This window comes from Pseudomonas sp. RL_105y_Pfl2_101, assembly GCF_963970585.1.
Classification (GTDB): domain Bacteria; phylum Pseudomonadota; class Gammaproteobacteria; order Pseudomonadales; family Pseudomonadaceae; genus Aquipseudomonas.
On sequence record NZ_CAXAPG010000003.1, the window covers coordinates 279,021 to 290,946 of the forward strand.

10 protein-coding genes and 1 pseudogene are annotated in these 11,926 nt (G+C 62.8%); 3 read left to right on the forward strand and 8 right to left on the reverse strand.

The features are described from left to right. Positions 1-44 precede the first annotated feature (44 nt). From AACY31_RS06195 to AACY31_RS06210, 4 genes and pseudogenes are all read right to left on the reverse strand, one after another. Complete coding sequence (locus AACY31_RS06195; RefSeq protein ID WP_339478645.1) at positions 45-2,126, reverse strand: chemotaxis protein CheA; 2,082 nt, start codon at positions 2,124-2,126, stop codon at positions 45-47. Positions 2,127-2,165: 39 nt separating this feature from the next. After that, positions 2,166-2,450 (reverse strand): STAS domain-containing protein, encoded by a 285-nt coding sequence (locus tag AACY31_RS06200; protein ID WP_339478647.1) that lies wholly within the window; start codon positions 2,448-2,450, stop codon positions 2,166-2,168. A gap of 15 nt (positions 2,451-2,465) precedes the next feature. Then, positions 2,466-2,834 (reverse strand): response regulator, encoded by a 369-nt coding sequence (locus tag AACY31_RS06205; protein ID WP_003203044.1) that lies wholly within the window; start codon positions 2,832-2,834, stop codon positions 2,466-2,468. A gap of 11 nt (positions 2,835-2,845) precedes the next feature. After that, a pseudogene (locus tag AACY31_RS06210) lies at positions 2,846-3,790 on the reverse strand (methyl-accepting chemotaxis protein); the annotation flags it as partial. A 736-nt stretch (positions 3,791-4,526) separates the two neighbouring features. Here AACY31_RS06210 and AACY31_RS06215 point away from each other — a divergent pair. Together AACY31_RS06215 and AACY31_RS06220 are read left to right on the forward strand one after the other, a co-directional pair. Then, positions 4,527-5,873 carry an MATE family efflux transporter gene (locus AACY31_RS06215; RefSeq protein WP_339478651.1) on the forward strand — a complete coding sequence of 449 codons (1,347 nt, stop codon included), beginning with the start codon at positions 4,527-4,529 and terminating at the stop codon, positions 5,871-5,873. 155 nt (positions 5,874-6,028) lie between these two features. Then, positions 6,029-6,697 (forward strand): HAD-IA family hydrolase, encoded by a 669-nt coding sequence (locus AACY31_RS06220; protein ID WP_339478896.1) that lies wholly within the window; start codon positions 6,029-6,031, stop codon positions 6,695-6,697. A 130-nt stretch (positions 6,698-6,827) separates the two neighbouring features. Here the strand turns inward: AACY31_RS06220 and ppnN are convergent, their stop codons facing one another. Beyond that, positions 6,828-8,201 carry a nucleotide 5'-monophosphate nucleosidase PpnN gene (gene ppnN, locus AACY31_RS06225; protein WP_339478653.1) on the reverse strand — a complete coding sequence of 458 codons (1,374 nt, stop codon included), beginning with the start codon at positions 8,199-8,201 and terminating at the stop codon, positions 6,828-6,830. Positions 8,202-8,418: 217 nt separating this feature from the next. On the opposite strand from ppnN, the gene AACY31_RS06230 reads away from it, so the two are divergent. Then, positions 8,419-8,952, forward strand: coding sequence for a DUF3087 family protein (locus AACY31_RS06230; protein ID WP_339478897.1), 534 nt, complete (start codon positions 8,419-8,421; stop codon positions 8,950-8,952). Positions 8,953-8,956: 4 nt separating this feature from the next. On the opposite strand, the gene AACY31_RS06235 is transcribed toward AACY31_RS06230, so the two are convergent. The 3 genes from AACY31_RS06235 to modC form a co-directional block, all read right to left on the reverse strand. Further along, on the reverse strand, positions 8,957-9,427 hold the full coding sequence (locus AACY31_RS06235; RefSeq protein WP_339478655.1) for an arsenate reductase ArsC: 471 nt from the start codon (positions 9,425-9,427) through the stop codon (positions 8,957-8,959). A 207-nt stretch (positions 9,428-9,634) separates the two neighbouring features. Then, positions 9,635-10,690 carry a DNA topoisomerase IB gene (locus tag AACY31_RS06240; RefSeq protein WP_339478657.1) on the reverse strand — a complete coding sequence of 352 codons (1,056 nt, stop codon included), beginning with the start codon at positions 10,688-10,690 and terminating at the stop codon, positions 9,635-9,637. Positions 10,691-10,846: 156 nt separating this feature from the next. Further along, the gene (gene modC, locus AACY31_RS06245) at positions 10,847-11,926 is read right to left on the reverse strand and encodes a molybdenum ABC transporter ATP-binding protein (RefSeq protein ID WP_339504134.1); all 1,080 of its coding nucleotides are present in this window, start codon (positions 11,924-11,926) and stop codon (positions 10,847-10,849) included.

Here is an 11,926-nt window from a genome sequence, read left to right on the forward strand (position 1 = left end):
CTCTCCATGGAATTGCTAAAGCGTCAGCGAGCGTTGGCTTGTTGTCATTGAGTCGATGTGTAGCGATTTTCCACTTGGGCGATCTGGGTGAGCAGCGCCGGTACGTCGAGAATCAACGCCACGGCGCCGCTGCCCAGGATGGTCGAGCCACTGATGCCGCGAAGGGCGCCAAACAGCTTTCCCAGTGGCTTGATCACGGTCTGGAACTCACCCAGCAAGTCATCCACCACCAGCCCGGCCTTGAGTTCGGCGTAGCGCACCACCACCACGTTCTGCCGGCGCGCGGCCGGGCCTTCGTGGCTGAAGTGATCGCGCAGGTAGACCAGCGGCAGCACCTCACCGCGCAGGTCGAGGTAGCCTTGTTCGCGGCTGGCACGCCCATCGTCTTCGCTCAGCTCGATGCATTCCTGGACCATGTCCAGCGGAATGACATAGGTCGACTGGCCGATGCCCACCAAAAAACCATTGATGATCGCCAGGGTCAGCGGCAGGCGGATGCGCACCACGGTGCCCTTGCCGGGCTGGCTGTCCAGGTCGACGGTGCCGCGCAGCAGGGTGATGTTGCGCTTGACCACGTCCATGCCCACGCCACGCCCCGACAGGTTGGTCACGGCCTGGGCGGTGGAGAAGCCAGGTTCGAAAATCAGGTTGTAGATTTCCTGGTCGGTCGGGCTCGCGCCGGGCGTCACCAGGCCCCGTTCCTGGGCTTTTTCCAGGATCCGGTCGCGGTTCAGGCCGGCGCCGTCGTCGGCGATTTCCAGCACGATGCTGCCCGAGTCGTGATAGGCGTTGAGGTGCAGGTGCCCCTTGGCCGGTTTGCCGGCCGCCAGCCGCGCCTCGGCGGTTTCAATGCCGTGGTCCATGGCGTTGCGCAGCAGGTGCATGAGCGGGTCGCCGATTTTTTCCACCACGGTTTTATCCAGCTCGGTTTCCGCACCGCTGATGATCAGGTCGATGTCCTTACCCAGTTCCTGGCTGACATCGCGCACCACCCGGCGGAACCGATTGAAGGTTTCACCGATGGGGATCATGCGCAGGCGCAAGGCGCCGTCGAGGATTTCCTCCACCAGGGATGACACCGTCGAGGTGGATTCCTGCAATGGATCGTTGTTGCAGGTGCGGGCCAGCAGGCTGGCGCCGGCACTGGCGATGACCAGTTCGCCCACCAGGTTGATCAGCTCGTCGAGCTTGTCGGCGTTGACTCGCACATAGGTGCCGTCCTTGGCCTTGCTGTCGCTGGTCACCGCTTGTTTGTCGCTGGCGATCTGGGCGGGCATGCGCGGCGTCTTGCGCTGGTCGGACAACAACTCGCCGCTGGCAACCAGCGCGGTGCGTTCCTCGGCCTGCTCCGGCGCCGTGGTCGCCAGGTCGGTGTTGGCCGCGGGGGCGACGTCGTCATCCTGGGCAACGATCTCGATCTGGCAATCTTCCCGGACGAAATCGAACACTTCGTTGATCGCCCCGTGGCTGGCGAGCGAGCGAAACGCGATGTCGAAGCCCAGGTAGCAGGATTCGGCGTCCCAGGCATCGGCGGCGGGCAGGGCGTCGGTCAAGGTGCTGAGGTCGACGATTTCTCCCAGGGTTTGCAGATAGCGCAGGAACGACAGCGGGTCCATGCCGTTGCGGAACACGTCCTGGCCGAAGCGCAGGGAAATGTGCCAAAGGTGTGTTTCGCTGGGTTCACCGGGTTTGATTTCTGGGGCTGGCGTCGGGGCCGCGGTCGGCGAGGGCGCCTGGTACTCCTGCAGGATCTGGCACAGTTCCACTTCCCGTTGCAGGGCCGGTGGCGGCAGCGCGCCGCCCTGGTTGGCGGCCACGTTGATCAGTTCGAGCATGTGATCGCTGGACTTGAGCAGCACCGCGATCAGGCCGGTGTCCACCTCGACGCTGCCGTTGCGCAGGCGATCGAGCACGTCTTCGACGATGTGGGTGAAGCTGACGATCGGTTCCAGGCCGAACAGCCCGGCCGAGCCCTTGATCGTGTGCGCCGCCCGGAAGATCGCGCCAATGGCGTCATCGTCGCCGGGGTCGGTTTCCAGTTGCAGCAGCGACTCTTCCATCGCTTGCAACTGTTCCCGGGCCTCGACGATGAAGGTCTGCTGTGCCTGATCGAGATTGATGCTCACGCTCATATCCTTTGTCGTGTCCGACGTATTGCAGCGGCCCTAGGCAACCAGGTTGCACAGGGCAAGTGTCTCGGTGACGGCCTTGCTTTGGCCGATCAGTGTCAGGTGAGTCCCAGCCCTGGAGGCCTCGCGCTGTACCATCAGCAGCAGTTGCAGGCCGGCGCCGTCCATCTCGGTGATTTGCGACAGATCCAGGGCCATTCGCGGCGTGGCCCCCAGGTGCGGCAGCCACTGCGCGGCCAGCTCGGCCGCGGTGTAGATCGTCAGCTCGCCGTCGATGTGCACCTGGGCGGTGTCATCGTGTGTCTCGTACTGCAACGGCATGGGAGCCTCCGGCTATCAAGGAAGAATCAGCTTGGATACCGCCGCCAGCATCTGCGCCGGCTGGAACGGCTTGACCACCCAAGCCTTGGCCCCGGCGGCCTGGCCTTCCTGTTTCTTCGACTCCTGGGATTCGGTGGTGAGCATGATGATCGGTGTGAACTTGTAGCTGGCCAGCTTCTTGACCTCCTTGACGAAGGTGATGCCGTCCATGTTGGGCATGTTCACGTCACTGATGATCAGGTGCACTTTCTGGCCATTGAGCTTGCCCAGGGCGTCCTTGCCATCGCTGGCCTCGATCACGTCATAGCCGGCACTTTTTAACGCGATGCCGACCACCTGCCGAACGCTCGCGGAGTCGTCGACAACCAATACACTTTTAGCCATGAACGGCTCTCCTAAAAGAAGGTGATTTCCTGTGAAGCCTGCTGCGCGCCCGAGTCGCCGTGGTGATTGCGGCGTTGCTCGTCGGTGGCGTAAGTGGTTTCCATGCGCGCCAGCCATTGGCGGGCGTCGATAGAAACAGCCTGTTCGGGTGACTGATTGGCCTGCTGCATGTGCACATGCAGGTCCTCGATGTTGTCGCGCACGTGGCTGAGGATCTGGCTGACCCGATCCTGGAATTGCAGGCTGACCAGTACCTCGGTGAGCTCATCGCGGATGCCGAAACTTTCCTGCTGCAGCATGTCGGCCGAGTCGGCCAGCCGGCCCGTGACGCTCTTGAAACGCTCCAGCACGTGCTGGATGCTTTCCTCGGAGGCGCTGACCGAATGGCTGTCCTGGTCCGCGCCGCTGGACGCGGCCTGCACCAGTTGGGTGATGGCGGTGTTGATGATGTCGACCTTGGCCGACATCTGCTGGCCGGTCTCGCTGGATTTGCTCGAGAGACTGCGCACGGCGTCGGCCACCACGGCAAACCCACGCCCGGCCTCGCCGGCACGGGCGGCTTCGATGGCGGCGTTGAGGGCCAGCAGGTTGGTTTGCGCGGCAATCGCCGCAACATCGGCGGCCATGGTCCGCAGTTCGCCGGTATAGGCTGTCAGGTTGCGCACCTGGGCCAGGATTTCATCGCGGCTGGCCTGGGTGGCCTTCAGGGAATCGATGACCTTGACCAGTTCACCTTCGCTTTGGGCCAGCACCTGCACGGCGCCGCCACTGCTGCTGCCGGCCAGGTCGCCAGCGGCCAGGTGCGAGGCTTGCACGGTGTCTTCCAGGCGTGAGGAGATGCCGGTGAAACGGCTGGTCAGCGAGACGATGGCGGTTTCGGTCTGCTGCCGGGAGCTTTCGACCTGCTTGGCCCAGATCGGCATGGCCCCGAGGATGACTTCGTTGAGTTGTGCATGGGTGTTATGGGTCAGGTGCTCGGTGGCTTGCAGGTCGTGGCGGCCCATGGCGGTGGCGATGGCGCTGTCGAGTTGTTGACGTTGCGAGCGTGCACCCCATATGCCAGCACCGACGCCAACGACCAGCAGGGCAATGCCCAGAAAGATGTTTTGTAGACTTGGACCGTTGATCAGCACGACGCCAACAGCTGCAACGAAAGCGACGAGCACTGTGTGCCAGAGGATGCGCGGTGGGTGGGCGAAGGAATGACCGTGTGAGTACGACGTCATGGTTCGGTCCTTGAACAGAGTTTCTAACAGGTTCTTTGCGAATAACTGGTTATCTGCGACCTCTACTCGGACTTTAAGACCGGCTGTCCGATACCGGTATCGCTGTAGGCATTGGCCTACAGGGTACGTGGCACTGTGCTACTCCAGATTAGACGCAGTCTGTGGAATGTCGAATGCACCCGACGAAGGTATAAGCCGCAACATAGAACCCCTGTGGCGAGGGAGCTTGTTCCCGCGCGGCTCTGTAGGAGCTGCCGAAGGCTGCGATCTTTTGATCGTTCACTTGCGACTCAACTGGCCTTGGAAAGATCGCAGCCTCGCTTCGCTCGGCAGCTCCTACAATGCAGCCCGACGGGAGCGAGCGCCCTCGGCACAAAAGCGAACCGCGCTGAATCTTCTGAAACGAGTGGTATGGATTGCGCTAAATTACCCCGCATTGGATTTCGAACCTGCCATCAGAGCCCCCATGCCCACCCAGCCCCTCTGGAAAACCTACCTCCTGTTCCTGGCCCCCATGGTCCTGTCCAACTTCCTGCAGTCCATGTCTGGCACGTTCAACAGCATCTACATCGGCCAGATGCTCGGTACCCAGGCTTTGGCGGCGGTGTCGGGCATGTTTCCCATCTTGTTTTTCTTTATTGCATTGGTGATTGGCCTCGGTGTGGGCGCGGGGGTATTGATCGGGCAAGCCTACGGCGCCGGAGAAACCGGTACGGTGAAGGCAATTGCCGGTTCGACGTTGTTGTTGGGGGCGATCATCGGCCTGACGGCGGCGGTGCTCGGCAGTGTCTTTGCGCGTCAGGCGTTGCAGGGGCTCGGCACGCCGGCTGATGTGCTGGAGGACGCCGTTTCCTATGCCCGGGTCATGATGTGGATCCTGCCAATGTTGCTGGTATTTGTGCTGTTTACCCAACTGCTGCGCGGGGTGAGCGATACGGTGTCACCGATGTTGGCGTTGCTGATCTCTACCAGTGTCGGGCTGCTGCTTACGCCGGCGTTGATTCGTGGCTGGTTGGGGTTGCCGCAGATGGGTATCCAGAGTGCGGCGCTGGCGGGGTTGGTGGGGACGGCCTCGGGCATGGCCATGTTGGCGTGGCGCCTGAACCGTCGCGAGCATGCCCTGGCGCCGGACCGGGCGTTGTTCGCGGCGATGCGCCTGGACAAGGACATCCTGGGCAAAGTGCTGCGCATTGGCTTGCCCACAGGGTTGCAGATGGTGGTGATCTCGTTGTCGGAGTTGGTGATCCTGGCACTGGTCAATAGCCATGGTTCCCAGGCCACGGCGGCCTACGGCGCGGTGACGCAGATCGTCAACTACGTGCAGTTTCCGGCACTGTCGATCGCCATCACCGCCTCGATCCTCGGCGCCCAGGCCATCGGTGCCGGACGCCAGGAGCGCCTGGGGCCGATCCTGCGCACGGGGTTGTTGATCAACCTCTGGCTTACGGGGGGGCTGGTGGTCCTGGGTTACCTGTTGTCCCACTGGCTACTGGGGTTGTTCATCACCGACCCGGCGGCACGGGTCCAGGCCGAACACCTGCTGCACATCATGCTCTGGAGCCTGCTGGTGTTCGGCTTCCAGGCGATCGTCGGCGGTATCATGCGCGCCAGTGGCACAGTGCTGGCGCCGGTCGCCATCTCGATTTTCTGCATCGTCGCTGTGCAACTGCCAGCGGCGTATCTGCTGGACGCTCACTTCGGGCTGCAAGGGGTGTGGATGGCGTTCCCGGTGGCCTACCTGAGCATGCTGTTGTTGCAGACGCTGTACTACAAGCGGGTGTGGCAGCATCAGTCGATCGAGCGCCTCGTTTAGATTGTCGCTTTGTGACACAACACCATTTCTTGGGTGCGCGCTTGTGGGAGCAAGCTTTGCTCTCACAGGCTCATCCACAGACCCGCTCCCACAGGGTATTGGGGGCTGGCGATGGTACAGTGGGCGTCACCCGCCATGCCGTCACCGAGGATCCGATGCCTGCCAGCCTGCCCACCCACATTGCCTACCGCGCCTTCCTGTTCGACATGGACGGCACACTGCTCAATTCCATCGCCGCCGCCGAGCGGATTTGGACGCGTTGGGCCATGCGCCATGGCGTGGACGTGGCGACGTTCTTGCCGACGATCCATGGCGTGCGGGCCATCGACACCATCGCCCGCCAGCGCCTGCCAGGGGTGGATGCCCAGGCTGAAGCCGAGCAGATTACCCGCGAGGAAATCGAAGATGTCGAAGGGGTGGTGCAGGTGGCCGGTGCGCAGGCCTTTCTGAACAGCCTGCCGCCAGAGCGGTGGGCGGTTGTCACGTCGGCACCGATGGCATTGGCCTTGCGTCGTATGGAAGCCGCCGGAATTGCGCGCCCTTTGGTCATGGTCACTGCCGAAGACGTCAGCGATGGCAAGCCCAACCCCGCCTGCTATCGCCTGGCCGCCGAACGCCTGCAAGTGGCACCGCAAGAGTGCCTGGTCTTTGAGGACGCCGAGGCGGGTATCCGCGCTGGCGAGGCGGTGGGGGCGGATGTGCTGGTGGTGACAGCGACGCATACGCACCCAGTGGTCACCCTTCATCCGCAGATCAAGGATTACCTGGGGCTAGGCATTGAAGTGGATGAAACCGGCCTGATGCGGCTGACCCCAGCCCTGTAACCACCGTCGCCCCCTGTGGGAGCGAGCTTGCTCGCGATAGCGGTGGGTCAGCTTGCATCTGTGCTGAATGTGCCGCTGTCATCGCGAGCAAGCTCGCTTGTACACATTGGATCTGTGGTCCTCAGATAGGTCAGGTCACCACGCGATAGCACGGCACGTACGCGGCGCCGCCCGGCAGTTTCATGCGGTGTTGGGCGACGAAGGCCTGGAGCAGGCGGTCGAGCGGTTCCATGATGGCGGTGTCGCCGTGGATTTCGTACGGACCATGCTCCTCGATCAGGCGGATGCCCATGTCCTTGACGTTACCGGCCACGATCCCCGAGAACGCCCGGCGCAGGTTGGCGGCCAGTTCGTGGGAGGGCAGGTCGCGGCTCAGGCCCAGGCTGGCCATGTTGGCGTGGGTCGGGTCGAACGGGCGCTGGAAGCCCTCGTCGATCTTCAGCAGCCAGTTGAAGTGGAAGGCGTCGTTGCGTTCGCGGCGGAACTGCTTGACCTCCTTGAGCCCCTGGGTCATTTGCCGCGCCACTTCGGCCGGGTCGTCGATGATGATCTGATAGTGCTTCTGCGCCGCCTCACCCAGGGTTGCACCGACAAACGCATGCAACTGATCGAGGTACGGCGCGGCGTTTTTCGGCCCGGTGAGGACTACCGGGAACGGCAGGTCCTGGTTGGCCGGGTGCATCAGGATGCCCAGCAGGTACAGGAACTCTTCGGCCGTGCCTGCGCCACCCGGGAAGATGATGATGCCGTGGCCGACACGCACGAAGGCCTCCAGGCGCTTCTCGATGTCTGGCAGGATCACCAGCTCATTGACGATCGGGTTCGGCGCCTCGGCGGCGATGATGCCCGGTTCCGTCAGGCCCAGGTAGCGACCGCCATGGATACGCTGTTTGGCATGGGCAATGGTGGCGCCTTTCATCGGGCCTTTCATCACGCCTGGGCCGCAACCGGTGCAGATGTCCAGGCTGCGCAGGCCCAGTTCGTGGCCGACTCTCTTGGTGTATTTGTATTCTTCGGTGTTGATCGAGTGACCGCCCCAGCACACGACGATTTTCGGCTCCACGCCAGGACGCAAGGTGCGAGCGTTGCGCAGCAGGTGGAACACGTAGTCGCTGATGCCCTGGGACGAGCTGAGGTCGATGCGCTGGCTGTCCAGCTCGTTTTCGGTGTAGACGATGTCGCGCAGGGCGCTGAACAGCATCTCCCGAGTGCTGGCGATCATTTCGCCGTCGACGAACGCATCGGCCGGCGCGTTCAGCAGCTCCAGGCGCACGCCCCGGTCCTGCTGGTGAATACGGATCTCGAAGTCCTTGTAGGCTTCCAGGATGGTCTTGGCGTTATCAACATGGGCGCCGGTGTTGAGGATGGCCAGGGCGCACTGGCGGAAGAGGGTATAGATACTGCCGGAACCGGCTTCGCTCAGTTGCTGGACTTCGCGCTGGGACAAGGTTTCCAGACTGCCCTTGGGGCTTACCGAGGCGTTGATTACATGTCTTTGAGTCATTCAGCTTTCCTTGAAAACGATGCCATGCACACAACGACGGCATCTTGAAAAAAACGTCCACGCTGAAAGATCGCACGATCCTTGCGCTATCGCCATGGACTTTGATCCGGCCCCGGCGAGTCGGTTGCCATACAAAATGAGCCCCAGCATAGCTAAATCGACCGGGGAGGCGATAATGCGTGACTCTTTTGATGCCGTACAAGGAAATTGCACCGCGATGTTCGAGATCAAACCGTGGGATGGCGACACCTACCGCAAGCAGACCCGCCGCAGCACCCTGATCATCGCGGTGGTGTTCCTGGCACTGGCGATGCTGCTGTCCAGCCTGGCTGTGATGGTGCTGGGGACGCCCGGAGGCGATAACTTTCGTTTCAATCTCGGCGGGGTGATTGTCGCGGTGTTGGCGATGGCTGTGCTAATGCGCCAGTATTTCTGGTCGCAGCCGTGGATGGCCGCCGCCGTGTACGGCTGGCAGCTTAAGCGCAGCCTGATGAAAATCACCAACGTGATGCATCAGGTGACCGCCGGCGTGCAGGCTCAGGACCCCACCGCCATGAAGCTGCTGCGCTTCTACCACCTGGGGCTGGGGCAGATGCATCAGTTGGACGCCAACTCCAGCGGCCAAGGCTCTCTGGCGCGAGAGGCCGACGCGCACCTGGCGCAGATGCAGGCACTGGGCCTGGACACCGAACAGTCGCGCCTGGAGGCGAGCTGGATCGAGACGGTGAAGCAGGCCTATCGCGCGGATTGATCGGTCAGAGGGTGGCGATGCGGTCGAGCTCGGCTTTCAGGGCTCGGGCGTCGAGTTGGTCGAAGGGCAGGGCGAAAAAGGCCCGGCAGCGTGTTTCGATACGATCCAGGGTGGCATGGAAGGCCTGGCCGATTTGATCGTCGCTGCTTTTAATGGTCGATGGATCGACCAGGCCCCAGTGGGCTTTGATGGCCGGACCGAAGTACACCGGGCAAGCATCGCGAGCGGCGCTGTCGCACACGGTGATGACGATGTCCGGCGGGCTGCCCTCGAGTGCGTCGTGACCCTTGCTGCGCAAGCCTTGGATGCTAATACCGGCTTCTTGCAGGGTGCTCAGGCTGCGCGGCAGCACGTGGCCCTTGGGGAAACTGCCGGCGCTGACGGCCTCAAACCCGGCGGGGGCCAGGTGGTTGAACATCGCTTCGCTGAGAATGCTGCGGCAACTGTTGGCTGTGCACATGAAGAGGACTTTCATCGATCGGCTCCGATAAGCGCAAGGTTGGGCTGTGTCGGAGTGTATGCGGACAATCGAATATATGGAATTCCGTATTTGTGGCGAGGGAAAGGGCGGGAAGCGCCAGGGCGCAGCAGGTCTGCGCCTCAACGGTCTTTAACGAATCTTGCGTCGCAATCCCCCGATCTCCGGATGTTCCTCATCCGTGGCGGGCTGGCGGTGAGCGCGTCAAGCCGGTTGCTGCTGCTCGCATTTCTGGGCGGCTTGTGTCATGCGCTGCAAAAATAGCGTCAGCCCGGCTTCTTCTTCGCTGAGGCCTTTACGTGCCCGGGGTTTGGGCAACTGGGTCAGGGCACCGAGCAGGAAACCCTCCACCACCGCAGGATGAATGTAGCACTTGCGACAGACGCTCGGTGTGTTGCCCAGCTGTCGGGCGACTTGCCTGACCATTTCGGCGACATGCCTTTTGGCCTCGCTCTCGGTTTCCCAGCGCAGCGTCCGCAACCCGGCCAGAGCGGCTGCGCTGCCGGCCCAGGTGCGGTAGTCCTTGGCGGTGAAGTCAGCGCCAGTGAGGGTCTTGAGGTAGGCGTTGATGTCCGAAGAGCTGATGGAGTGGCGCTCGCCGTGTTCGTCCAGGTACTGGAACAGGTTCTGCCCGGGGATCTCCTGGCAGCGCTTGATGATCCGCGCCAGGCGGCGGTCCTTCACGGTGATCTGGTGCTCGATGCCGCTCTTGCCACGGAACTGGAAGGCGATGGCGCTGCCGTTGATCTCGACATGTTTGTTGCGCAGGGTCGTCAGGCCGTATGAGCGATTGTCCCGAGCGTATTGGCTGTTGCCGACGCGGATCAGGGTCACGTCCAGCAGGGTGATGACGGTGGCCATGACTTTGTCGCGGCTGAACCCGGGCGTAGCGAGGATCTGCTCCAGGCGTTTGCGCAAGCGCGGCAGCGCGCGTCCGAATGCCAGTGTTCGCGAATACTTGTCCGCATCACGAACCTCGCGCCAGCGTGCATGGTAGCGGTACTGCTTGCGCCCGCGAGCATCGCGCCCGGTGGCCTGGAGATGGCCGCGCGGGTCGGTGCAGATCCAGACATCGGTGTAGGCCGGCGGCACCGCCAGGGCATTGATGCGCTGGATCTCGGCCGCGTCGGTGATGCGCTGGCCCTGCGGGTCGAAATAACAGAATGTGCCCCGCTGCTTTTTGCGGGTGATGCCCGGGGCCGTGTCATCGACATAATGCAGGTCGGCCGGCAGTGCATCCGGCGGTTGGGTATCGGGCATGAAACGAGTCCTTGGCAACGAATCCAGTGGCCTGTGAACTCATTGACCGCAGCCTATTGTGGTCGTGCCAAGATTTTGATGCTGCCCCGAAACCTGTGGGAGCAAACCTGTGGAAGCAAGCCTTGCTCCCACAGTGGGATCCGCAGGTTTCGGACCCTACGCCAACACCGCCACCGCCTTGATCTGCGCCCACAACACCTGCCCCGGATGCAGTTTCAGCTGATCGCGCGAATAACGGGTGATACGCGCCAGCAGCGGGGTGCCGGCGGCTTCCAGGCGGATCAGCACGTGGGCGGCGTTGTCGGCGGCCTGTTCGCTGACCACGGTGACCGGCAGGCGATTGAGGATGCTGGTCTGGGCATCGTTCGCCAGGCTGAGGCTGACGTCCCGGGCCTGGACCTTGAAACGCAGCGGTTGGCCGAGGGCCAGGGACGTATGGGTCACGCGTACGTTCAGTTGGCTGTCGGGCAGATTCAGGGTCAACAATTGATAAGCCGGGTCATAACCGCTGACCTTGCCCTCGATCACCACCCCCGCGTCATCCCCCAGGGCCAATGGCAGGTCGAGCCGGGCCAGGGTCTCGCCGATCGGCCCACTGGCCAGTGCGCGGCCGCCGTCGAGCAGCACGATGTGATCGGCCAGGCGCGCCACTTCGTCCTGGGAATGGCTGACATACAGCACCGGGATGTCCAGCTCATCGTGGAGTCGCTGCAGGTATGGCAGGATTTCGTTTTTGCGTCGGGTATCGAGGGCCGCCAGCGGCTCATCCATCAGCAGCAGTTGCGGGCTGGTGAGCAAGGCGCGGGCGATGCCCACCCGCTGGCGTTCGCCGCCAGACAGGTTGTGCGGCTGTCGATCGAGTAAGTGCCCGATGCCCAGCAGTTCGGTCGCCTGTTCCATGTCCACCCGCCGCTGTGTCGGCGCGATGCGTTTGAGGCCGAACGCCAGGTTGGCCCGCACCGACAGATGGGCGAACAGGCTTGCCTCCTGGAACACATACCCGACCGACCGTTTATGGGGCGGCACGAACACTGCGTGCTCACTGTCTTGCCAGACTTGGCCGTTGACCTCGATAAAACCGCGAGCCGGCCGCTCCAACCCGGCAATGCAGCGCAGGCAGGTGGTTTTGCCGGAACCGGAAGGCCCATACAGGGCGGTCACGCCCCGGCCCGGCAGTTGCACATCCAGGTCCAGGGAAAAAGCCCCGTGGTCGAGCTGAAAACGCGCGTGAATCAT